This is a genomic window from Halorubrum californiense DSM 19288 (genome assembly GCF_000336875.1).
Taxonomy (GTDB): Archaea; Halobacteriota; Halobacteria; order Halobacteriales; family Haloferacaceae; genus Halorubrum; species Halorubrum californiense.
Genome location: NZ_AOJK01000066.1, coordinates 1 through 1,585, shown reverse-complemented (window position 1 = coordinate 1,585; position 1,585 = coordinate 1). Strand labels below are relative to the sequence as shown.

Below are 1,585 nucleotides of genomic sequence, written 5' to 3'. Positions count from 1 at the left end.
CCATTGTGTTCACCGAATCGAATTCACGGCGACTGCGTCTGTTCAGACCGCGCCGCACCCCTCAGGGGCGTTCAAAAAACCGCTCTGTCTGTCAGCGGAGCTCGTGGCGTTCGTCCGCGAAGCCGACCGTGACGAGGTACTCGAGGAACTCGTCGAACCGGTCGACGTCGCTAGGCGTGTCTGTCGCGAGGTGCCGTGCCCACTCGATGGCCCACTGGAATGCGGGATCGGTGCCGCCTTTCCCGTGGATATACCACCAGCGGGCCGCTTTCAGCACGACGAGTGGATTTGTCGGTGGGTGCTCGCTTGCTAGTCCACAGGTGATCGATTGAATCTCCTCGGGAACGTCTGCTGGATCTACCTCGGACGTCTGGGTATTTGGTAGGTCGATTGGAATCTGATCGATTGAGATGTCACTCGGATGCTGCTGTTGACTCATGTAGAATCACTCTCTTGTAGGCTCTCTTTCGAGCCCTCACCCCTTCCGGGGGGCGAAAAACTACCCGCTGTGTCGCTGTGCTGCGAAGCACAGTCGATCTACTCAGGACACGATTTGCGACATCGGCGAAATTGGTAAGTTCACAAGCAGATAACTGCCAATTAGATGACCGCCTCGAAGGCTGATTTGTGGACTACATGGCTTGACAATACTCTTCTTGAAGATATTCGTGATACGAGCCGGCCGGATCCCGTTCCCTTCCTTACTGCGGTTGATGGAGAACTTGCTACCACCAATGCGCTCGACCGCTATCGGTACGGTAAGAACGACGGCGAATATCTGTATCTCCTCTACTTAGCAGACGAGCCAATCAACACTGCCTCAGATATCACCCCCGTATACGTCGGTGAATCCCGGAATATTGGGTCTCGAATCTACCAGCACTACAAGAAAACCGATGAAGCTCTCCCGATTGACGACTGGGAAGACGACGGTTCGTGGGGAAGCTTCTCGAAATACGACCACATCGCGGCGGTTCGAGAGGCGGCTAACTTACAGCTCTATGTCTGGATTCTGGACGTCGAGACGCTCGGTGCGTGTCCATACGGTGTGGAGACCTATCGTCAGGAGTTAGAGGCAAAGCTGATCGGACTCATCTACGCACACCCAGAGTATCGCCGGACTATGACCAATCGAGAGTTCGTACCGAATCGAGTCCTTCACGAAATCGGGCTCGCTGGCCACAACTGGCTCACGACTGAATCAACAAAACAAGGAACAGCAGCAATGTCTCCTCGATATGACCTTCTCACTGATTATGATTCGAAAGCCGAACTGTGGACCCACTGGCTCGAGAGGTACGTCTACCCGGATTTTGTAGACGAATCGACTGCTGATCCGATACCGCTATTCGCGACCGATGACCAGTTGCAGGTTGAACTCACTGACTCTGGTCGCCTCAAACGCTCAGATGCTATCGATGAGCGGATTCGCACAGAGGGGCGAAAATGCGTCCACTCTGATGGGGTGAGAGATGACGGATATGAGGGATTACTCTGCTTTGTTGAATCCGATGACGGCGTGGGGATCACTGTTTGAGAGCCTGTTCGAGATTGTAGACTGCGGCGGTCACCACGAGTTCGCGGA

General features: G+C 54.4%; 2 protein-coding genes. One reads left to right on the top strand and one right to left on the bottom strand.

Annotated elements, in window-relative coordinates:
- Positions 1-91: 91 nt before the first annotated feature.
- Positions 92-439, bottom strand: a complete 348-nt coding sequence (locus tag C463_RS13730; protein ID WP_008444829.1) for a hypothetical protein — start codon at positions 437-439, stop codon at positions 92-94.
- A gap of 165 nt (positions 440-604) precedes the next feature.
- Here C463_RS13730 and C463_RS13725 point away from each other — a divergent pair, with 165 nt between their 5' ends.
- Positions 605-1,537 carry a GIY-YIG nuclease family protein gene (locus C463_RS13725; RefSeq protein ID WP_008444827.1) on the top strand — a complete coding sequence of 311 codons (933 nt, stop codon included), beginning with the start codon at positions 605-607 and terminating at the stop codon, positions 1,535-1,537.
- The last annotated feature ends 48 nt before the right edge of the window (positions 1,538-1,585 follow it).

Bases quoted from the DNA above. Each gene is read 5' to 3' on its own strand.
- C463_RS13725 (WP_008444827.1), top strand. From the start codon at position 605: ATGACCGCCTCGAAGGCTGATTTGTGGACTACATGGCTTGACAATACT.
- C463_RS13730 (WP_008444829.1), bottom strand. From the start codon at position 439: ATGAGTCAACAGCAGCATCCGAGTGACATCTCAATCGATCAGATTCCA.